Annotated in this window: 24 protein-coding genes, 1 tRNA gene, 1 other RNA gene and 1 pseudogene; 15 read left to right on the top strand and 12 right to left on the bottom strand. The window is 56.7% G+C overall.

Annotated features, from left to right (window positions below; genetic code table 11):
• Positions 1-19 precede the first annotated feature (19 nt).
• Positions 20-1,066, bottom strand: coding sequence for a phage shock protein operon transcriptional activator (gene pspF / locus ACEW8J_RS12860; protein WP_373492041.1), 1,047 nt, complete (start codon positions 1,064-1,066; stop codon positions 20-22).
• A 161-nt stretch (positions 1,067-1,227) separates the two neighbouring features.
• On the opposite strand from pspF, the gene ACEW8J_RS12855 reads away from it, so the two are divergent.
• The 11 genes from ACEW8J_RS12855 to ACEW8J_RS12805 all read left to right on the top strand — a co-directional run bounded on the left by ACEW8J_RS12855 (position 1,228) and on the right by ACEW8J_RS12805 (position 5,206).
• Positions 1,228-1,404, top strand: coding sequence for a hypothetical protein (locus ACEW8J_RS12855; protein ID WP_373492040.1), 177 nt, complete (start codon positions 1,228-1,230; stop codon positions 1,402-1,404).
• Positions 1,405-1,553: 149 nt separating this feature from the next.
• Positions 1,554-2,228 (top strand): phage shock protein PspA, encoded by a 675-nt coding sequence (gene pspA, locus ACEW8J_RS12850; protein ID WP_373492039.1) that lies wholly within the window; start codon positions 1,554-1,556, stop codon positions 2,226-2,228.
• Positions 2,228-2,536 (top strand): envelope stress response membrane protein PspB, encoded by a 309-nt coding sequence (pspB, locus tag ACEW8J_RS12845; RefSeq protein WP_373492038.1) that lies wholly within the window; start codon positions 2,228-2,230, stop codon positions 2,534-2,536. Before pspA ends, pspB begins: the two co-directional genes overlap by 1 nt.
• On the top strand, positions 2,533-2,916 hold the full coding sequence (pspC, locus tag ACEW8J_RS12840; RefSeq protein WP_373492037.1) for an envelope stress response membrane protein PspC: 384 nt from the start codon (positions 2,533-2,535) through the stop codon (positions 2,914-2,916). The genes pspB and pspC overlap by 4 nt, the downstream gene beginning before the upstream one ends.
• 23 nt (positions 2,917-2,939) lie before the next feature.
• Positions 2,940-3,248 carry a hypothetical protein gene (locus ACEW8J_RS12835; protein WP_373492036.1) on the top strand — a complete coding sequence of 103 codons (309 nt, stop codon included), beginning with the start codon at positions 2,940-2,942 and terminating at the stop codon, positions 3,246-3,248.
• Positions 3,248-3,571, top strand: a complete 324-nt coding sequence (locus ACEW8J_RS12830) for a hypothetical protein (protein ID WP_373492035.1) — start codon at positions 3,248-3,250, stop codon at positions 3,569-3,571. The genes ACEW8J_RS12835 and ACEW8J_RS12830 overlap by 1 nt, the downstream gene beginning before the upstream one ends.
• 10 nt (positions 3,572-3,581) lie before the next feature.
• Positions 3,582-3,845: a hypothetical protein gene (locus tag ACEW8J_RS12825; protein WP_373492034.1), complete on the top strand. Its 264-nt coding sequence runs from the start codon at positions 3,582-3,584 to the stop codon at positions 3,843-3,845.
• Entirely contained in the window at positions 3,845-4,117 is a 273-nt protein-coding gene (locus ACEW8J_RS12820) for a hypothetical protein (RefSeq protein ID WP_373492033.1), read from the top strand. The genes ACEW8J_RS12825 and ACEW8J_RS12820 overlap by 1 nt, the downstream gene beginning before the upstream one ends.
• 33 nt (positions 4,118-4,150) lie before the next feature.
• A complete protein-coding gene (locus ACEW8J_RS12815) occupies positions 4,151-4,411 on the top strand; it encodes a hypothetical protein (protein WP_373492032.1) in 261 nt (86 codons plus the stop codon).
• Between the two features lie 30 nt (positions 4,412-4,441).
• Entirely contained in the window at positions 4,442-4,672 is a 231-nt protein-coding gene (locus ACEW8J_RS12810; protein WP_373492123.1) for a hypothetical protein, read from the top strand.
• Positions 4,673-4,795: 123 nt separating this feature from the next.
• Positions 4,796-5,206, top strand: a complete 411-nt coding sequence (locus ACEW8J_RS12805) for a SufE family protein (protein WP_373492031.1) — start codon at positions 4,796-4,798, stop codon at positions 5,204-5,206.
• 151 nt (positions 5,207-5,357) lie between these two features.
• Here ACEW8J_RS12805 and ACEW8J_RS12800 read toward each other — a convergent pair whose 3' ends face one another.
• From ACEW8J_RS12800 to ACEW8J_RS12775, 6 genes are all read right to left on the bottom strand, one after another.
• Positions 5,358-5,894: a J domain-containing protein gene (locus tag ACEW8J_RS12800; RefSeq protein ID WP_373492030.1), complete on the bottom strand. Its 537-nt coding sequence runs from the start codon at positions 5,892-5,894 to the stop codon at positions 5,358-5,360.
• A 50-nt stretch (positions 5,895-5,944) separates the two neighbouring features.
• Positions 5,945-7,597: a caspase family protein gene (locus tag ACEW8J_RS12795; RefSeq protein WP_373492029.1), complete on the bottom strand. Its 1,653-nt coding sequence runs from the start codon at positions 7,595-7,597 to the stop codon at positions 5,945-5,947.
• A gap of 46 nt (positions 7,598-7,643) precedes the next feature.
• Positions 7,644-8,026: RNase P RNA component class A (gene rnpB / locus ACEW8J_RS12790), an RNA gene on the bottom strand.
• A gap of 6 nt (positions 8,027-8,032) precedes the next feature.
• Positions 8,033-8,725 carry an N-acetylmuramoyl-L-alanine amidase gene (locus ACEW8J_RS12785; RefSeq protein ID WP_373492028.1) on the bottom strand — a complete coding sequence of 231 codons (693 nt, stop codon included), beginning with the start codon at positions 8,723-8,725 and terminating at the stop codon, positions 8,033-8,035.
• A 20-nt stretch (positions 8,726-8,745) separates the two neighbouring features.
• Positions 8,746-9,387 (bottom strand): histidine phosphotransferase family protein, encoded by a 642-nt coding sequence (locus tag ACEW8J_RS12780; RefSeq protein ID WP_373492027.1) that lies wholly within the window; start codon positions 9,385-9,387, stop codon positions 8,746-8,748.
• 25 nt (positions 9,388-9,412) lie between these two features.
• Positions 9,413-9,844: a M67 family metallopeptidase gene (locus tag ACEW8J_RS12775; RefSeq protein ID WP_373492026.1), complete on the bottom strand. Its 432-nt coding sequence runs from the start codon at positions 9,842-9,844 to the stop codon at positions 9,413-9,415.
• A 16-nt stretch (positions 9,845-9,860) separates the two neighbouring features.
• On the opposite strand from ACEW8J_RS12775, the gene ACEW8J_RS12770 reads away from it, so the two are divergent.
• From ACEW8J_RS12770 to mtgA, 3 genes are all read left to right on the top strand, one after another.
• Complete coding sequence (locus tag ACEW8J_RS12770; RefSeq protein WP_373492122.1) at positions 9,861-10,814, top strand: RluA family pseudouridine synthase; 954 nt, start codon at positions 9,861-9,863, stop codon at positions 10,812-10,814.
• Between the two features lie 76 nt (positions 10,815-10,890).
• Positions 10,891-11,802: an RNA polymerase sigma factor RpoH gene (rpoH, locus tag ACEW8J_RS12765; RefSeq protein WP_373492025.1), complete on the top strand. Its 912-nt coding sequence runs from the start codon at positions 10,891-10,893 to the stop codon at positions 11,800-11,802.
• Between the two features lie 84 nt (positions 11,803-11,886).
• Complete coding sequence (mtgA, locus tag ACEW8J_RS12760) at positions 11,887-12,552, top strand: monofunctional biosynthetic peptidoglycan transglycosylase (protein ID WP_373492024.1); 666 nt, start codon at positions 11,887-11,889, stop codon at positions 12,550-12,552.
• A gap of 144 nt (positions 12,553-12,696) precedes the next feature.
• On the opposite strand, the gene clpX is transcribed toward mtgA, so the two are convergent.
• Together clpX and ACEW8J_RS12750 are read right to left on the bottom strand one after the other, a co-directional pair.
• Positions 12,697-13,965: an ATP-dependent Clp protease ATP-binding subunit ClpX gene (clpX, locus tag ACEW8J_RS12755; protein ID WP_373492023.1), complete on the bottom strand. Its 1,269-nt coding sequence runs from the start codon at positions 13,963-13,965 to the stop codon at positions 12,697-12,699.
• A gap of 138 nt (positions 13,966-14,103) precedes the next feature.
• Entirely contained in the window at positions 14,104-14,727 is a 624-nt protein-coding gene (locus ACEW8J_RS12750) for an ATP-dependent Clp protease proteolytic subunit (RefSeq protein ID WP_373492022.1), read from the bottom strand.
• 72 nt (positions 14,728-14,799) lie between these two features.
• Between ACEW8J_RS12750 and ACEW8J_RS12745 the strand changes: the two genes are divergently transcribed.
• Positions 14,800-15,573 (top strand): ATP-dependent Clp protease proteolytic subunit, encoded by a 774-nt coding sequence (locus ACEW8J_RS12745; RefSeq protein WP_373492021.1) that lies wholly within the window; start codon positions 14,800-14,802, stop codon positions 15,571-15,573.
• A 64-nt stretch (positions 15,574-15,637) separates the two neighbouring features.
• Here ACEW8J_RS12745 and tig read toward each other — a convergent pair whose 3' ends face one another.
• The 3 genes and pseudogenes from tig to gatB form a co-directional block, all read right to left on the bottom strand.
• Positions 15,638-17,245: a trigger factor gene (gene tig / locus ACEW8J_RS12740; protein WP_373492020.1), complete on the bottom strand. Its 1,608-nt coding sequence runs from the start codon at positions 17,243-17,245 to the stop codon at positions 15,638-15,640.
• Between the two features lie 56 nt (positions 17,246-17,301).
• A tRNA-Leu gene (locus ACEW8J_RS12735) sits at positions 17,302-17,386 on the bottom strand.
• Positions 17,387-17,477: 91 nt separating this feature from the next.
• Positions 17,478-17,643 (bottom strand): annotated as a pseudogene (gatB, locus tag ACEW8J_RS12730) (Asp-tRNA(Asn)/Glu-tRNA(Gln) amidotransferase GatCAB subunit B); the annotation flags it as partial.

Genomic DNA, 17,643 nt, shown 5'->3' with positions numbered 1-17,643 from the left:
GCGGCCCTCTTCATGCTTTTCAGGAACCGAGCAGATCGTGCCTTTTCAGCGAATGGCGCAGCTGGTCATAGGTGAGGTTCAGGGTCTTGGCGGTCTGACGCTGGTTATAGCGTGATCTGGCCAGCGCCGCCTCCAATATCCGCTTTTCATAGGCTTCCACCGCCGCTTTCATGTCGTCGACACAATCAAGCTTCGCGTCGGCGGCGATGTTATCGGTGCCGTCTTGCGGTGTTTCCTCGGGTCGCGGTTCGGGGTTTTCCGTTTCGGGCCTGCCTTGCCGCTCCCGCGGCTTCCACGGCGATTCGAACGGATCGAACACGACATGATCAACCGGCCGGCTGTGGTCGTTCCACTGATAGACGGCGCGCTCGATCACATTGCGCAATTCCCGAACGTTGCCTGGCCAGTCGTGGCGGTTGAGCGCCTCCGATGCCAGGCGGCCGAAACCGGGCCAGGACGGCCATTCCAGTTCCGCGGCCATGCGGCGACCGAAATAGTCGGCCAGGACCGGGATATCGCCCTCGCGCACGCGGAGCGGCGGCAAGGTCACGACCTCGAACGACAGCCGGTCAAGCAGGTCGGCGCGAAATCTGTTCTCTTCTGCCATTTTCGGCAGGTCGGCATTGGTCGCGGCGACGATTCTTACGTCGACGCGCTGCGGCCGGGACGATCCGATGCGGGTGATTTCGCCATATTCCACCGCCCGCAACAGTCGCTCCTGAGCCCCGACCGACAAGGTCCCGAGTTCGTCGAGGAACAATGTGCCGCCGTCCGCTTCTTCAAATCGCCCTACCCGTGCCTTGGTCGCACCGGTGAAGGCACCCGCTTCATGCCCGAACAGTTCCGCCTCGATCAGGGTTTCCGGCATGGCGGCGCAGTTGAGCGTGATAAACGGCCCGTCCCAGCGCAGACTGAGCCGGTGCAGCCGTTCGGCAATCAGCTCCTTGCCCGTGCCCCGCTCGCCGACAACCAGCACCGGCCGGTTGAGCGGCGCGGCCCGGCTGGCCTTTTCGACCGCGTCCAGAAAGGCGCCTGATTCGCCGACAAATTGACTTTCCCGTTCCATCGCCAAGATATAGTGTCGAATCCCATTAAATAGCAATTAATACCATATTCCGCAGCGTGAAAAAGTTAGATTATTGTTTATATTCAATGGGTTGATAGAGTTGGCACGGCTTCTGCAATGTAGGTTTCAGATACGAAATATACGAACTTCTGGAGGATGATATGCCCGCACTGAACAAAATGAGCCGCACCGATGTTTCGGCGATCGTCTCGATCCTGCTGTTTGGCGTGACGATCCTGATCAGCTCCGTCGGACCGGCACAGGCCGAAGGAACACTGGTCAGCAGCCAGAACGATTCCCCCACTGTCAGCTATGTTGGCCAAGGCTACCGAGCATGACAGACAAAATGGCCGGGACCCCTTCTTTCCCCCTTGCCGAAGTCAGGTCCCGGCCACCTTTTGAAATTCATCAGGTTGATGTAGAACAGGACTGGAGCGACGGCTCGAACAGGTTTCAACACGATCACAGACGCAACCGGAGTATGTACATGGCAGGTATTTTTTCAAGAACGCGCGACATCATCGCCGCCAACGTTACCGACATGCTGGACAAGGCCGAAGACCCATCGAAGATGATCCGCATGATCATCCTGGAGATGGAGGAAACCCTGGTCGAAGTACGCGCTTCTGCTGCCCGCACGATTGCGGATCAGAAGGAAATGCGGCGGCATATCGACAAGCTCGATCATCTGACCGAGGACTGGAACGAGAAAGCCCAGCTTGCCCTCTCCAAGGACCGGGAAGATCTGGCCAAGGCGGCGCTGGTCGAAAAGCGCAAGGCCGCCGACATGGCCGATCAGCTGAAAGCCGAAATCCAGGTGCTCGATGAAGCGCTCCGCTCTTCGGAAGGCGACATCGCCAAATTGCAGAAGAAATTGCAGGAAGCCCGCTCGCGCCAGAGCAATCTGGTCAACCGGCTCGAGAGCGCCGAGAATCGCGTGAAGCTGCGCGAAATGTACAATGGCGACAAGGTGCATGACGCCTTTTCGCGGTTCGAATATCTCGAACGCCAGGTCGACTTTGCCGAAGGCCGCGCCGATGCGCTCGGCATGGGCGGAGAACCGCAGAGCCTGGAAAGCCAGATCGCGGCGCTGGAATCCAGCGACAGGGTCGATGAGGAACTGGAAGCCATGAAGGCGGCCATGAAGAAAGGTGACGCATAATGCAGGAAGAGCTCATCATCATTCCCATCGTCATGGGTACGCTGTTCATTGGCCTGCCCTGGTTGATCTTTCACTATGTCACCAAATGGAAGACGGCAGCGACGATCACCAATGAAGACGAAAATCTGCTGGAAGAATTGCACCATATGGCGCGCCGTCTGGATGACCGGATGGAAACCATCGAGCGGATCATGGCAGCGGATAACCCAGACTGGCGCCATTCGGCCCTGCCCAAGCAGTCCGCAGACCCCGTTCCCACGCTCGAGAATTTCGACGAACTGCTGAAAAAAGAAAGGCACCCATCATGAGCTCTTCCCGCACCAGATTCTATCTCGACAAAAAACGGGCCAAATGGAGTGGTGTCTGCGCCGGGATCGCCGATTATACCGGGATCAATGTGGCCTGGGTTCGACTCGCCGCAATCATCGCGACCGTCACCTTCGCCTTTCCCTGGACGCTGATCGCCTATTGGATCGCGGCAAAAATATCCGAGCCAAAACCGAGCGGCATGTATCTGAGCGATCCGGAAGACACGAAATTCTGGCAAGGCGTGAGACAGTCGCCCCGCCGCACCACCCGCGACATCAAGTCGCGGTTCCGGGAAATCGACCGCAAGCTGGCCGATATGGAACTTTATTACACCAGCAAGAATACGGCGCTTTCGAACGAAATCGAAAATCTGCGCTAGACGTCTGAAGAGGGAGAATCACAATGGATTGGGGAAGCCCGGAGACGATCATCGCGATCATCGCGGTCAGCTATGCCGGCTGGATCATCAACAACTGGATCAGAGCGAAGCATGGCTATGATCTGGAAGACGAATGGGGCGGAAAGACTGGAAAATCAGCGAAGACCAGCCCGGATGAGCAGCGCAAGATAGAATTGCTGTCCAACGAAAATGCCGAGCTGGTGGGAAAAATCGACCGGCTGCAAGAGCGGCTCCAGGTGCTGGAACGGATCGCTACCGATCCCGCCAGACGCACCGCCGATGAAATTGAAGCCCTGCGGGAGAAAAACTGATGGATACGATCCTTGCCAACCCCTCCATCCTCTGGCCGATAGGATTTGCCTGTGCTGTCATCACGCTTGGATGGGTCGCCACGACCTGGATGCGGATCAAGAACGGCTATCCCTTGGAAAACCAGTGGGGCAAGTCGGTCTATCCGAAGACCGATCAGGAAGCCGTCGAGCGAGTCAAATTGCTGACCAACGAAAATGCCGAGCTGCGCGCCGAGATCGGGTCGATGAAGGACCGGCTGGCCAATGTCGAACGGATTGTCACCGATGACAGCCACCGGCTGACCCAGGAAATCGAGCAGTTGCGCGACAAGCGGACGAATTGAAGGGAAGATCATGCCTATTGAATATATTGCCCTGATGATCCCCTTTGCCGGGATCGGGATCGCCTTCTTCGCGATCTGGACCAATCATCAGCAGAAAATGATGGACAAGCAGGCCTCGATATCGGCGGAGAAGGCGGCGCAATATGCCGTCGGCAACAATCAGCTGGAACAACGCGTGCGGGTGCTCGAGCGGATCATCACCGACAAGGGCTTCGATGTCTCGATGCAGATCGAGGATTTACGCGACGCCGCTGAAACAAAGGAACTGAACTGATGGATATGAGCTGGCTTGCCTTGTTGATCCCCATTGCCCCGTTTGCCATCGGTGGCCTCTGGATCTGGACCAGACATCAATCGAGCATGATCGATAAGCAGAGAGAATTGATGCTGCTGGGGGAACGAGGTCCGGAAAGCAGCGAAAGCCGCAAAATGCGGGAAGAGATGAAATATCTGAAGGAACGGGTGGCGGTACTGGAGCAGATTACCACCGACGGTCACAGCAGCAGACAGCTGGAAAATAAAATCGAACAATTGCGGGATCGCTGATCCCGTCATCCGCAGACTGCAGGGAGTATGGACATGAATCCTTTTGAAATGGTGGTTGCCATCATCATCGTCGTGACGATCGGAAAAGTGCTGAGCACCCGTTATCGCGCGCAACATGGAATCGGTGAAGACGAGAATGGCAAGGCGATTGCCGTGCAGCATCGCGACGCCGAACGGCTGCAGGAAGACGTAAAATATCTGAAAGAGCGCGTCGCCGTGCTGGAAAAAATCGCCACCGATGATCGCGGTGCCAGGGAACTGGAAAACGAGATTGAAAAATTGCGCGACCGGTAAGCCGGTCCGACGAATAGAAGGACAAGCATGATGCAAGAACCTGCCTTTTATATGATCACTGCGGCCTTTTCACTGATCGGCCTGACCGTCGTGGCGCTGGTTACCCTGCGCGGATGGCGGGACTGGCTGGCGCTGAAATCCCGCGAACTGGAGCAGCGGCGCGAGGAAAATCCGCCAACCGCAACCTCGCGGATCGAAGTTGCCGATCTGAAAGAGCGGATCCGCAAGCTGGAAGCGATCGCGGCGGGCGTGGAGCTTTAGCGAACGGCGCCCCAGTCCGTTCGTGTCGAGCGAAGTCCAAACACGCGAGACCCTCTCGACTTCGCTCGAGGCGAACGTGAAAATAAGTGACCTTGCTCCCCGACCCTGCTAACCGCCCTGCCCATGAGCAAGATTGACGAATTAATTGAAGAATATGAGTTTCTGGAGGCCGATGATCGTTATCGGCTGCTGATTGATCTGGGCAAGCAACTCGACGAGATGCCGGACGCGCTGAAAACCGATGCGACTTTGGTGCGGGGCTGCTCGGCCTCGGTCTGGGTCTATCCGACGCAACGGGACGACGGGCACCTGCATTTTCTGGCGGACAGCAATGCCGCGATCACCAAGGGTATTATCGCGCTGGTGCTGGAAACGGTGCAGGATCGATCCGCAGCGGAAATCGGCAAAGTGGATATTGCCGAAGTGCTGGAGCCATTTGATCTCAAAAACCAGCTGAGCTCTAACCGGACCCAGGGCATCCCCAACATGATCGCCCTGATCCGGCAGACGGCAGAGCGTTTTCAGGAGGGTTAGGGACTCTGCAAAGGTAGAGGTCGATGTCCGGTTTTTCGGTCGTCAATGATATTGGCCAATCGCGCCAGATTATCGGCCGGTGCTTCCTTCCGAGATTGGTGATTGTCGTACTGGCGGGAGATGGATTTCTGCCTTCGCAGGAATACTGAGGCTAGATCGGTTTCCAGACCCGCCGTTCTTCGGCAATGCGCAGGACATCAAAGGCGGCCTGCGCCGTCTGGAATTTCTTCGCGGCTTCTGCATCGCCCGGATTGACGTCGGGATGATATTCCTTGGCCATCGACCGCCAGGCCTTTTTCACCGTTTCAAATTCGACATCCGGTGTCAGGTCAAAAATTTCCAGCGCGGTCATTTCATCGCGCGAGCGGCTGCCATCGCCGGACCCCATCCAGCTATAGTGCGCTGCTTCCTGATAGGCATTGGCATCGCGTTGCTCGTCCGCTTCCCGCTGCTTGCGCTCTTCCTTGTCGAGGCCTTCGAAATAGTCCCAGCCCCGGTTATATTCCCCGGCATGGGTCTGGCAGAAATACCAGCGTTCCGGGCTGTTGGGGGATTTCGGGGCCGGGCAGTTGCCCGCCTCGTTGCAGCCGTGACGGTCGCAAATCTTCACTTGCTGCGTTTCGCGCGAACTTTCGTAGCTTCCCCAACGTGGGAAACCCCAATTGTCTGATCTTTTTGCTTTTGGCATGATTGCGACTCTATCAAAGACTGCAGCGAACTACCAGCCTCTTCAACGCGCTAGTTGCCGGACAATATATTTGCCGTTGCGCGTTCCAAGTCCGGGCGCAGTTCAAGCTCGGGCTGACTATTTGCAAGCGTCGCCCAGTATCGCGCCTCGCTCGGGGATTTGGGGATGCCCTGACCACGATCGTGAAGCTGCGCCCATATCGCCCTTGCACCGGCATATCCACCCCTGGCGGCGAGCGAGCAATCCTTGGTCGCCTTGTCCGCCTGCCCGCGTTGATATTGCAACTCGCATATCCAGTTATTGCCCTCAACATTTCCACCATCCGCCAGCAACCGGAGCTTTCGCAAAGATTCGTCGATCTGGTTTCCATATATGCCCAGTGCGAAGGTTGCATAGGGATGCCCCCGATCGGAAGCGGCGCTAAAAAGCTCGATCGCGCGATTCTTGTCGGTAATGCCGAACTTCCCTTCCCACAGGGCGAAACCCAGGTGCGATTGTGCCTTGGCATATCCTTGAGCCGCCGCGCGCAAATATAGTTCCAGTGCGCGGCTTGCCTCGGCCGGCTCATTTTCCTGGAGATACCAGGCCAGTTCGGTCTGTCCTGCCGGGTGCCCCTGCGCCGCCGACTTTTCCAGCCAGGCCTTTGCCTGTTTCAAATCCTTGCGAACCCCAACACCGAGATGATACATATATCCCAAGAAAGATTGCGCCAGAGGATCACCGTTCATCGCCAGCTGAGTCAAATCGGTGAGACCGAGATCGCCGAGAATCTCGCCGACCAATATGGTCTCGTCCTCAATCGCCAGTCGTTCCATCGGAATGTCGATTGACGGTCCGGATGCTGTTGCGGCAACAGAAGATTTTACATCAGGATCGTCAGAAACATCTTTCGGCAGGTTGAGATAGAAATCGTCAAACCAGCTGCCATAATGAAACGGTTGCTGCGGACCAAGGTCCAGTCCCCGGGTATTGCTATATACTTCTCGCGATACGACCTTGAAATAATCGGATAGCTCAAGACCGGGAATGGCAAGCTTGCTAGCGATCGCCTTGGCAAAGGGGCTTGTTTTGGAATCCGCGGGGGCGGCATCCAGAGCGGGTTTTCCCTTGGCAGTAGAGTAGAAAACGGCGCCTTGCGTCATCTCCAGCAAGCCCATCGGAGAAATACCGCCGTCAGGGTCGTCACTGCTCAAGTCTTTCAGTCGCACAATAGGGTCGGGCGTCCGGCAAGCATCCATGAAGAAAAGGTTGAACTTCCTGGCCTTCGAGGCGGCTTCCAGCATCTTGTCCAGCGAGAGAAACACCGTATCCAGTTCATCCCGGGACGCATAAGCCGGCGCATTGACGGGAACCATGAAATTACGGCCGTTATATTCAAAACCATGCCCGGCGTAATAGACGACCGCGCTGTCAGCCTGGGATGCCTTGGCTGCAAATAGCTGGGTCGCGCTGTTCAACTCTGCGATGTCTGCATCGCGGACATCAATGATTTCAAAACCGGCTTTCGCAAAGGCTTCGCAGACATGATCGATATCATTGACCGCGTTCGCCAGTTCGGGCCAGTTCAGACCATCATATGCGCCGATACCGATGAGCAGCGCAACACCGCGCTCGCCTTGTGGCGCCACGCATTCTGCCTTGGCGGGATGCTCCAGGCCGAACAGACAGGCGAGAACAAAGCAGCCGAGCAGGAATTTTCTCATAGGCCAGTTTACCACCGATAGCCGGCGGATCAAAGATCAATTCCAAAATACCAGAGGGTCTGTAAGCCGGGTTCTGTCCACCCGCGTCTGCACGAAGCTTCGGCGGGATAGCCAGCCATTCATCTGGGCCAGGCATTGCTGCATGGCTCTAGCAACCAACCCGGGCTGCAGGCCGAAAAAGCCATATGCCGCCCCTATTTGGTTTTGCTCCAGGTGGGGTTTACCATGCCGGTCCTGTTGCCAGTCCCGCGGTGCGCTCTTACCGCACCCTTTCAATGTCACGTGACCAAGGTCGTCGCGACCTGCTTTCTGTTGCACTTTCCCTAGGGTTTCCCCCGCCGGACGTTATCCGGCACCTTTTAATCGTGGAGCCCGGACTTTCCTTCCACCTTCGCTAAAGCTTTGGCGGACGGCTGGCCGACCCTCTGGTGCGTCCTATTTAGTGATTCCGCGCTCTCTGTCCAACATTAAAGACAAAAGCAGCGAGCGGCATTCACCATCGATCACGCCGTCGATGGTTTTGGGCCGAAAGCGTCGCTGAAAGGCGATGACGGCGGCGGTCTGATCGGAAATATCATAGCCGAACCGTTCCAGCGCCAACATGAAACCGCCATCGGTCCACGGCGGATCGCTCAGTTTCAGGGGCGGTTTCTTGAGCGCGATGCCGTGGCGCGCCAGCCGCTCCCAGTCGAACAATTCGCCGGGATCCTGCTTTCGCCCCGGGGCCAGATCGCTGTGCCCGATCACGTTGGAAGACGGAATGTTGAACCGATTGACGATGGCATGGGCAAGCCGGGTGACCGCATCCATCTGTTCTTCCGGAAACGGGACATAGCCCCATTCATGGCCCGGATTGACGATCTCGATGCCGATGCTGGCGCTGTTCACATCGGTGATCCCACGCCAATATCCGCGGCCTGCGTGCCAGGCGCGTTTTTCCTCATCGACCATCTGGACGATCTGGCCGTCCTCGGTCACGACATAATGGGCCGAGACTTTCGCTTCTGCATTGGCCAGCCAGTTGATCGCCGAAGCCGCGTCCTTCATCCCGGTATAATGCATGACGAGAATGCTGATCGGCAGCTTGCGTTCGTCAAAATTGGGAGACGGGGTCCAGATCACATCCATGCAAGGCTTCCTTCGCGAACTCAGGCGGTGACGATAGCACCCAAAAGCAATTCTGTCGCGGATGGTGGCGAAATCCTAAGATCGCCGCCATTTTTCAGGGCCAGTTCGCGGGTCATCCAGGCGGCCGCCGTGCGGGCGCTGAGATCAGCCGGCGCGATCGTGCCATCGAGCGCGGTCCGGATACCTTCATCGAGCGCGATTTTCTCGCCTTCGGCCCGCACCACCACTTCTATGCCCAGATCACCCTGTTCGGCGCCGACGTCGAGCCTGCCGCCTCTGACCAGAGTTTCCTTCGCGATCAACGCGAGATTGAGGAGAATCTTTATCGCCTTTTTCGGCAGAGCCTCGCCCTGCAAGGCCCAGCCCAGCGAAATTTTACCCGAATCGCCAATCAAAGATTCGATCAGCTGCCGCGCCTCTGCCGGATCGACATTGTCGCCAAAGCCACCAGCTGCACCAAAGGCGAGCCGGAAATATTTGAGCTTGTCCGCCGATGCCCTCGCGCTGTCCGCCAGCAGGTCCATGCAGCGGTCGCGCATCACCGGGTCGGTCTCGCCGTCAAGCAGCTCGAGTCCGTTGTTGAGGGCTCCCACCGGACTCAGCAAATCATGGCATATTTTCGAACAAAGCAGGGATGCCAGATCAACTTCACTATTCGCCATATAAACGCGCCCTTAACTATGATTGTCATTTCGCGGCTGTTTGGCCTTTCGCGCCGAAGCAATCAAGCGGGATCGCGTCAAAACGGCCATAAACTTTACCCTTTTCGGTTGCCCGCCATGCAGCGGCGTCCTGCCCGTTCAGGATCAGCCAGAACCGGTCATCCGGGGCTGCGCATTCGGCGTCGGTGATCGAGGGACGCACGGTGCCCGCAGGATGAGAATGATAATAGCCGAGGATCGGTTCGCCGCCATCGCGTTGGTGCCTTTCCGCCGCGATCAGTGTCGCCGGATCGATCTCGAAATGCCGCTGCGGATCCTGCGCGACATTTTTCGCTGTTCGCCGGGCGCTGACCCTGCCTTCGCGGCCGAATAACAGGCCGCAGATTTCCTGCGGCGCGGCCGCCTGGGTCAGTTGCTGCAGATCCGCCAACATCGCGCTTGATATAAGGAGTTGCATGGCCCACATCTACGCGATGAATACGGGGCAATCCACCATATCCGGAACTTTACCGGAATCTCAGAAAAAACAGCGTCTCGATGCGGCCTTGACCGAGGCGGTGGACGGGCTCTCGCGCGAGCGGGTGAAAGCGCTGATCGCGTCCGGCAATCTGTTGATTGACGGCGCGGTCTTCACCGATGCCGCAGCCAAGAAAATGGCCGGGAAGCCGTTCACCCTGACCATCCCCGAACCGATTGCAGGACCGGCGCTGGCGCAGGATATCGCGCTGGATGTGGTCTTTGAAGATAGCCATCTGATCATCATCAACAAGCCAGCGGGTCTGGTTGTCCACCCGGCAGCCGGGCATCCGGACGGCACCCTGGTCAACGCCCTGCTCCACCATTGCCGGGGCGAATTGTCGGGCATTGGCGGCGTCACGCGTCCCGGCATTGTCCACCGCATCGACAAGGATACGTCCGGACTGATGGTGGCCGCCAAGACCGATGCGGCGCATCAGGGCCTCAGCGCGCTGTTCGCCAAACATGATATCGAACGCCGCTATATGGCCATTGTCAACGGCAGGCCCAATCCGGCTTCTGCGACGGTGGAGGGCAGTATTGGCCGCAGCAACGTCAATCGCAAGAAAATGGCGGTTGTCGGAGACGACCGGGGCAAGCTGGCAATGACCCATTATACCGTCAAGGAAATGCTTGACGGGGCCGCACTGGTGGAATGCACCCTTGAAACCGGCCGTACCCATCAGGTAAGAGTGCATATGGCGCATATTGGCCATAGCCTGATCGGTGACCCGCTCTATGGCACTCGTCGAAAATCATTGCTTTCCCGGCGAAAAGATATTCGATTTGGACGGCAGGCCCTGCACGCTGCTAGTCTTGGATTTGTTCACCCCATAACGGACGAAAAATTGATGTTTTCTATTAGTTTTCCGGACGATATGCAGGAACTATTCATGCAGTTGCGGGTATAGGTAACACACCTTATATTCGCTTTTGACCAAAGGGTGCTTAATGAGGCCCGGCGGCACAACATAAGAAGGAACGAAAATGGCTAATGGTAGCAATGTTCCGGCAAAAATCCCTGCCTTAGGGGGGGACGCGAGCCTGAACCGATATCTGTCGGAAGTTCGTAAATTTCCGCTTTTGACTCCAGAACAAGAATATATGCTGGCGAAACGCTATTCTGAACATAAGGATCAGGAAGCAGCCGCCCAGCTGGTCACGTCGCACCTGCGGCTCGTCGCCAAGATCGCGATGGGCTTCCGCGGCTATGGCCTGCCGGTGTCGGATCTCATTTCCGAAGGAAATGTCGGCCTGATGCAGGGCGTGAAAAAATTCGAGCCCGAACGCGGCTTCCGCCTGGCGACTTATGCCATGTGGTGGATCCGGGCCTCGATCCAGGAATATATCCTGCGCAGCTGGAGCCTCGTCAAGATGGGCACGACCGCCGCGCAGAAGAAGCTGTTCTTCAACCTGCGCCGGATGAAGAATAATCTGGATGCCTTCGAAGACGGCGACCTGAAACCGGAAGACGTCAGGAAAATCTCGACCGATCTGGGCGTTGCCGAGCATGAGGTGGTCAACATGAACCGCCGCATGTCGATGGGCGGCGATGCATCGCTGAATGTTTCGCTTTCGTCGGAAGACGGCGATGGCGGCCAGTGGCAGGACATATTGGAAGACGACGGCCCGCTGCATGACGAAGCCATTGCGGCCTCGCAGGAAGCGGATTTCCGTCACGAAATGCTGTCCGAGGCGATGGAATCGCTGAACGAACGCGAGCAGCATATATTGGCCGAACGGCGCTTGTCGGAAGATCCAAAAACGCTTGAGGACCTGAGCAAGGTCTATGAGGTCAGCCGCGAACGCATTCGCCAGATCGAGGTGCGCGCGTTCGAGAAACTGCAGAAGGCGATGCTGCGCATTGCCGGAGAGAAACAGCTTCTCGCAGCGAGCTAGCGCTCCCGGTTGGATTTTCGACAGAATAGCAAGCGCCCCGAAACAGGATTTGTTTTCGGGGCGTTTTGCATTTAGATTGCTGCGATGCGGGTGATCAAATTTCTGTTCAAATTCATGCTATATTTCCTGCTGATCACGGTGGCGTGGGTCGGCCTCTATGCGATTGTGCCGCCGCCGATTACCGCCACGATGATTCTCGACGAAAATGGTGCGACCAGAGACTGGACAGGCTTCAGCGATATTTCTCCCAATATGGTGCGCGCGGTGATCGCCGCCGAAGACGGGAAATTCTGCAGCCATAACGGCTTTGACACCGAGGCGATCCAACAGGCTATCGAGCGTAATGCGCAAGGCGGCCGGATAAGAGGCGGCTCCACCATTTCCCAGCAGGTCGCGAAAAACGCCTTTCTTTGGCAGGGCGGCGGCTTTTTCCGCAAGGGTCTGGAGGCCTATTTCACCTTCCTGATCGAGACGATCTGGAGCAAGAAACGGATCATAGAAGTCTATCTCAATATCGCCGAGACGGGGATCGGCACCTATGGCGTGCAGGCGGGGGCGCAGCGTTATTTTAACAAGGACGCGAAGGATCTGACCGGTATCGAGGCAGCGCGTATTGCCGCTGCCCTGCCCCTGCCGAAGAAGCGGGCGGTCAATGGGGCCAGCGGCTTTACGCGGCGCTATGGCAATACGATTGCGGCGCGGATCAATGTGGTGAGGAACGAAAAGCTGGATAGTTGTATTTATAAGTGATGGTGATACTTCGCGCGCAGAAGACCATCCCGTGATTGTCCTGCAGGACGCCCAACAAGAACGAACCGGCAAGGCCACCAGGACCGTACCTCTGTGGATCGATATCTGGAGATGGGCCCCGGCCTTCGCCGGGGCACGGCGACATTAAGCCGCGTCTTCCTTCTTCGCCTTGCTCTTGGCAATCACCTTGACCGGTTCCTTGGTTCCGGCGACGACATCCTTGTCGATCACGATTTCATCCACACCTTCGAAATCGGGCAGGTCGAACATCGTGTCGAGCAGGATATTCTCGACGATCGACCGCAGCCCACGGGCGCCGGTTTTGCGTTCGATAGCCTTTTTCGCGACCGCGACCAGCGCGTCATCGGTGAAGGTCAAGCCGACATCTTCCAGTTCGAACAATTTGCGATATTGTTTGACCAGCGCGTTTTTCGGCTCCTGGAGAATGGTCACCAGCGCGTCGACATCCAGATCTTCAAGCGTTGCGATGACCGGCAAACGACCGACAAATTCCGGGATCAGGCCGAATTTCAGCAGATCCTCGGGTTCGCCCTGCGCCAGCAATTCGCCGACCCGGCGTTCTTCCGGAGCAGCCACATGGGCGCCAAAACCGATCGACTTGCCTTCGAGACGGTCGCCAATGATCTTTTCCAGACCGGCAAAGGCACCGCCGCAAATGAACAGGATATTGGTGGTATCGACCTGCAGAAATTCCTGCTGCGGATGCTTGCGGCCGCCTTGCGGAGGAACGCTGGCGGTGGTGCCTTCCATCAGCTTCAGCAAGGCCTGCTGAACACCTTCGCCGGAGACATCGCGAGTAATCGACGGATTTTCGGCTTTCCGGCTGATCTTGTCGATTTCGTCGATATAGACGATCCCGCGCTGGGCCTTCTCGACATTATAATCGGAGGCCTGGAGCAGCTTGAGAATGATATTCTCGACATCCTCGCCGACATAGCCGGCCTCGGTCAGGGTGGTGGCATCGGCCATGGTGAACGGCACGTCAAAGGTCTTTGCCAGAGTCTGCGCCAGTAAGGTTTTACCGCAACCGGTCGGGCCGACCAGCAGAATGTTCGACTTTGCCAGTTCGATATCGCCGGATTTGGCGGCGTGGTTGAGGCGCTTGTAGTGATTGTGAACAGCAACCGACAGGACGCGCTTGGCGCGTTTCTGCCCGATCACATAATCGTTCAGCACATCGCAGATTTCCTGTGGTGTCGGCACTTCACCATCTTTGCGGCCAGTCGCGGCGCCCTTGGTTTCCTCGCGGATGATGTCGTTGCAAAGCTCGACACATTCATCACAGATGAAAACCGTGGGCCCGGCAATCAGCTTGCGGACTTCATGTTGGGATTTTCCGCAGAAGGAGCAATATAAGGTGCTCTTCGAATCAGATCCCGTCAATTTCGTCATAAAAAGTCCTTTAAACCGGCTAACATTGTAATCTAACCGTCAAAATCCAAAATGCCACCGCTTTTTTCTCGGCGAATGGGGCGGAGAAACAAGTCTATCAAATATGGCTTAAATTTCATTTAGGGCGGCGATAACCGCTTATTTATTATCTTCCACCGGCACCGGACGCTTGTCGTAGACTTCGTCGACAATGCCAAAAGCCTTGGCTTCGTCTGCTTGCAAAAAGGTGTCACGATCCATGGCCTTTTCAATCTCTTCGACCGACTTGCCGGTATATTTGGCATAGAGCTCGTTCATGCTGGCTCGAATCCGCAAGATTTCCTTGGCCTGGATCTCGATGTCCGAGGCCATTCCCTGAGCACCGCCGGAGGGCTGATGCACCATGACCCGCGCGTTGGTGGTCGCCATCCGCATGCCAGGTTCACCGGCAGCCAGCAGGAAACTACCCATGGATGCCGCCTGCCCCACGCATACGGTACCGACGCGGGGACGGATATATTGCATGGTATCATGGATCGCCATGCCTGCGGTCACAACGCCGCCGGGCGAATTGATGTAAAGATAGATATCCTTCTTGGGATTTTCCGATTCCAGAAAGAGCAGCTGCGCGGTGATGATCGAAGCCATGCCGTCCTCGACCGGCCCGGTCACGAACACGATCCGTTCACGTAGCAGACGGGAGAAAATATCGAAACTGCGCTCCCCCCGGTTGGATTGCTCGACAACCATCGGGACGAGAGCGTTTGTGATCGGATCATGCATTTTGTAAATTATCCTATTCTTGGTTTCGGCACTACATCGGGATTATCGCAGGATTGTTCAAGGGCTTTAACGATGTTGGGCGCTAATCGGCATCCCCCGAAAAAATACAACTTCGATGCGACGATCATTGCGCAGCTTGCACGCTATCCCTACATGTTCTTCAAGGCAACGCTGACCGCCAAATGCTCAGCGTTTATCAAGATTTCACAAGCGGAGTTCAGAATGATAACCAGCAACAGCACAATCTCTCCCATATATAATGAAGAAGAAGAAGAAGAAGAGAACAAGTCCGGTGGTCTGCCGGGTGCGATGATGACCAAATTTCTGGAAGCCCGCACGATCATGATATTCGGCGGGATTGACCAGAAGCTGGCAGAGCGGGTGTCCACGCAATTGCTCTATCTCGATCACGTCAGCCATGACCCGATCAAGATATTTCTGAATTCGCCCGGCGGCCATGTCGAATCCGGTGACACCATCCATGATCTGGTCCGCTATATCAGTTCGCCGGTCGCGATGATCGGCACTGGCTGGGTCGCCAGCGCGGGCACCCATATTTTTCTCGGCGTACCCAAGGAACGCCGTTTCTGTCTACCCAACACGCGCTTCCTGATCCACCAGCCATCCGGTGGAGCGGGCGGCAAGGCTTCCGATATCGCCATCCAGGCGCAGGAAATCGTGAAAATGCGCGAAAGACTGGCCCAGATTATCGCGCAGGAAACGGGACAGGATGTGGAACGTATCCGCAAGGATATCGACCGCGATTACTGGATGGGTACAGAAGAAGCCAAGGAATATGGCATTCTCGGCACCGTCATCGACAAGGCCAGTGAGGTAGTTTTCTGATATTTTGATTATCTGATCATTCTGTGCCGGACGGGCTGACCCCGCCCGGCACAGTAGATTGGCATTATTTCTTGGCAGCTGGCTTTTTCGCTGCCGGCTTTTTCGCTGCAGACTTGGCGGGTGCCTTTTCAGCGGCTTTTACCGGTGCTTTTTTGGCCGGCGCTTTCTTGGCTGGTGCCTTCTCGGCCGGAGCCTTCTTGGCAGGTGTCTTTTCTGCAGGCTCCTTCTTGGCTGGCGCGTCGTCTGCGCTCGCCTTGGCGGGGGCCTTTTTCGCCGCCGGCTTTTTCGCAGCGGCTTTCTTTGCCGGCGCTTTTTTCTTGGCAGCTGGCTTGGTCTCGGAATCATCTTCCGCTTCGATGGCGGTTTCCAGTTCCTCGCGGGTGACCTTTCGGTCGGTAATTTCAGCCTTGTCGAACAGGAAGTCTACGACCTTGTCTTCATACATGGGTGCGCGCAGCTGGGCAGCGGCCATCTGGTCCTGCTGAATATACTGGAAGAAGCGGTCGCGGTCTTCCGGACGATATTGCTGGGCTGCCTGCTGCATCAGCATCGACATTTCCTGCTGGCTGACTTCGACGCCATTGGCCTGGCCGATTTCGGAGAGGAGCAAGCCGAGACGCACACGGCGAACAGCGATATCGCGATATTCGTCCTTCTCGTCGTCCATTTCCTTGCGAGCGGCTTCAGGATCTTCCTCCTGTGCGGCTTCCTGCTCGAGCTGCTGCCAGATCTGGCTGAACTCGGCTTCGACCATGCCCGGTGGCACTTCAAAATCATGGCTGGCGGCGAGCTGGTCGAGCAGCTTGCGCTTCATATGGGTGCGGGTCAGGCCGTTGAGTTCCTGCTCGATCTGCCCCTTGAGCAGCTCGGAAAGCTGATCAATGCCTTCGAGACCCATGGATTTTGCCATTTCGTCGTCGGCCTTGGCGACCTTCGGCTTTTGGACTTCACCGATAACGACATCGAAGGTGGCGTCCTTGCCCTTCAGATCCTCGACATTATAATCATCCGGGAACGTGACCTTGACGAGCACTTCGTCATTGGCCTTCTTGCCGACCAGCTGGTCTTCGAAGCCAGGGATCAAGCGGCCGGAGCCGAGTTCGATCGCCATGCCCTCGCCCTTGCCGCCGTCGAACGGGACACCGTCGACCTTGCCTTCAAAGTCGATCAGGCACTGGTCACCGACCTGCGCCTTGTAGGATTTCGGGGCGGTTTCAAACTGTTTCTGGCTCTCGGCAAATTTCTGCAGGGCCTCATCAACGGTTTTCTTGTCCGCCTCGACTTGCAGCCGCTCCAGCTTCAGACCGTCGACATTCGGGGTCGGAACATCCGGCAGGATTTCGAGGTCGAGAGTCACCTTGGCATCCTTGCCGGGCGCATAATCTTCGTCGAGATTGACATTGGGCTGCATCGCCGGGCGGAGCTTGTTCTCGGTGACGGTTTTCTCGATGCTTTCCTGGATCGTGCTGGAAAGCGCGTCCTGCATCAGCGCGTCATTGTGCATCTTGCGCACCAGATTGGCCGGGACCTTGCCCTTGCGGAACCCGGGCATGTTCACCTGCGGTGCCAGCTTCTGCACTTCGGCTTCGACCCGCGATTCGATATCTTTCGCGGTGATCTTGATTTCATAGGCCCGTTTCAGACCTTCGTTCAGCGTTTCAACAATCTGCATGACTATCCTTTGGTGCCTTCATATTCGGTGTTTTTCGATAGATATTGCGACTAACTTGGTGCGGGCGAAGGGACTCGAACCCCCACACCCGAAGATACCAGAACCTAAATCTGGCGCGTCTACCAATTCCGCCACGCCCGCCCAGCTAAGCCGTCAAAATTCTATCGAAGTACGATTGACCCGCGCGCCTAGCGTAAAGGCGCGATGAGGGCAAGTGGGGTTTGCAAGCGTTTTAACCCAAATTCTTCTTCAGCAGCTCATTCACCACCTGCGGATTGGCCTTGCCCTGCATGGCTTTCATCGTCTGGCCGACGAAGAAGCCGAACAGCTTGTCCTTGCCGTCGCGATATTGGGCGACCTTGTCCTCATTGGCGGCCATCACTTCGGCGATGACCTTC

This window comes from Parasphingorhabdus sp., assembly GCF_041748495.1.
In the GTDB taxonomy this organism is placed as follows: domain Bacteria; phylum Pseudomonadota; class Alphaproteobacteria; order Sphingomonadales; family Sphingomonadaceae; genus Parasphingorhabdus.
Note: the sequence above shows the minus strand (reverse complement) of the source record. Positions and strands in the feature narration are given on the sequence as shown.

Bases quoted from the DNA above. Each gene is read 5' to 3' on its own strand.
- pspF (WP_373492041.1), bottom strand. From the start codon at position 1,066: ATGGAACGGGAAAGTCAATTTGTCGGCGAATCAGGCGCCTTTCTGGAC.
- ACEW8J_RS12855 (WP_373492040.1), top strand. From the start codon at position 1,228: ATGCCCGCACTGAACAAAATGAGCCGCACCGATGTTTCGGCGATCGTC.
- pspA (WP_373492039.1), top strand. From the start codon at position 1,554: ATGGCAGGTATTTTTTCAAGAACGCGCGACATCATCGCCGCCAACGTT.
- pspB (WP_373492038.1), top strand. From the start codon at position 2,228: ATGCAGGAAGAGCTCATCATCATTCCCATCGTCATGGGTACGCTGTTC.
- pspC (WP_373492037.1), top strand. From the start codon at position 2,533: ATGAGCTCTTCCCGCACCAGATTCTATCTCGACAAAAAACGGGCCAAA.
- ACEW8J_RS12835 (WP_373492036.1), top strand. From the start codon at position 2,940: ATGGATTGGGGAAGCCCGGAGACGATCATCGCGATCATCGCGGTCAGC.
- ACEW8J_RS12830 (WP_373492035.1), top strand. From the start codon at position 3,248: ATGGATACGATCCTTGCCAACCCCTCCATCCTCTGGCCGATAGGATTT.
- ACEW8J_RS12825 (WP_373492034.1), top strand. From the start codon at position 3,582: ATGCCTATTGAATATATTGCCCTGATGATCCCCTTTGCCGGGATCGGG.
- ACEW8J_RS12820 (WP_373492033.1), top strand. From the start codon at position 3,845: ATGGATATGAGCTGGCTTGCCTTGTTGATCCCCATTGCCCCGTTTGCC.
- ACEW8J_RS12815 (WP_373492032.1), top strand. From the start codon at position 4,151: ATGAATCCTTTTGAAATGGTGGTTGCCATCATCATCGTCGTGACGATC.
- ACEW8J_RS12810 (WP_373492123.1), top strand. From the start codon at position 4,442: ATGCAAGAACCTGCCTTTTATATGATCACTGCGGCCTTTTCACTGATC.
- ACEW8J_RS12805 (WP_373492031.1), top strand. From the start codon at position 4,796: ATGAGCAAGATTGACGAATTAATTGAAGAATATGAGTTTCTGGAGGCC.
- ACEW8J_RS12800 (WP_373492030.1), bottom strand. From the start codon at position 5,894: ATGCCAAAAGCAAAAAGATCAGACAATTGGGGTTTCCCACGTTGGGGA.
- ACEW8J_RS12795 (WP_373492029.1), bottom strand. From the start codon at position 7,597: ATGAGAAAATTCCTGCTCGGCTGCTTTGTTCTCGCCTGTCTGTTCGGC.
- ACEW8J_RS12785 (WP_373492028.1), bottom strand. From the start codon at position 8,725: ATGGATGTGATCTGGACCCCGTCTCCCAATTTTGACGAACGCAAGCTG.
- ACEW8J_RS12780 (WP_373492027.1), bottom strand. From the start codon at position 9,387: ATGGCGAATAGTGAAGTTGATCTGGCATCCCTGCTTTGTTCGAAAATA.
- ACEW8J_RS12775 (WP_373492026.1), bottom strand. From the start codon at position 9,844: ATGCAACTCCTTATATCAAGCGCGATGTTGGCGGATCTGCAGCAACTG.
- ACEW8J_RS12770 (WP_373492122.1), top strand. From the start codon at position 9,861: ATGAATACGGGGCAATCCACCATATCCGGAACTTTACCGGAATCTCAG.
- rpoH (WP_373492025.1), top strand. From the start codon at position 10,891: ATGGCTAATGGTAGCAATGTTCCGGCAAAAATCCCTGCCTTAGGGGGG.
- mtgA (WP_373492024.1), top strand. From the start codon at position 11,887: ATGCGGGTGATCAAATTTCTGTTCAAATTCATGCTATATTTCCTGCTG.
- clpX (WP_373492023.1), bottom strand. From the start codon at position 13,965: ATGACGAAATTGACGGGATCTGATTCGAAGAGCACCTTATATTGCTCC.
- ACEW8J_RS12750 (WP_373492022.1), bottom strand. From the start codon at position 14,727: ATGCATGATCCGATCACAAACGCTCTCGTCCCGATGGTTGTCGAGCAA.
- ACEW8J_RS12745 (WP_373492021.1), top strand. From the start codon at position 14,800: ATGTTGGGCGCTAATCGGCATCCCCCGAAAAAATACAACTTCGATGCG.
- tig (WP_373492020.1), bottom strand. From the start codon at position 17,245: ATGCAGATTGTTGAAACGCTGAACGAAGGTCTGAAACGGGCCTATGAA.